This is a genomic window from Streptomyces sp. NRRL F-5123, assembly GCF_000721495.1.
Classification (GTDB): Bacteria; Actinomycetota; Actinomycetes; order Streptomycetales; family Streptomycetaceae; genus Actinacidiphila.
The window spans coordinates 1-272 of the sequence record NZ_JOHY01000218.1 but is presented as its reverse complement, the minus strand read 5'-3'; the positions used below and the strand labels follow the sequence as shown (position 1 = coordinate 272).

Annotated in this window: 1 protein-coding gene; it reads right to left on the bottom strand. The window is 69.5% G+C overall.

The features are described from left to right. Positions 1-217, bottom strand: a 217-nt coding sequence (locus tag IH54_RS41180) for a hypothetical protein (RefSeq protein WP_234344294.1), incomplete at its 3' end; no start/stop codon positions are given. Positions 218-272 lie beyond the last annotated feature (55 nt).

Sequence of the window (272 nt, the reverse complement as noted above, 5' to 3'; positions counted from 1 at the left end):
CCGAGCGGCCCTTGGCGATACGGGACTTCGCCGCGCCCAGGTCGGTGCCGATCGTGTCGGCGACCGACGAGATCACGCCCTGCATCTGGGTGACGTAGACCTGGCGGGAGATCTGGAAGAGGTCGTTGGCCTCCTCCGGCATGCCCAGCAGCTTGTCCTTGGCCCACTTCGCGCCGCCCAGCCAGCCGCCGTACCGCTTGTGCTTGTACGCGCTCATCCGGGCCTTCTGATCGGCCTCGAACGCCGCCCGCGCCTTCGCCTCACCCGCGGTG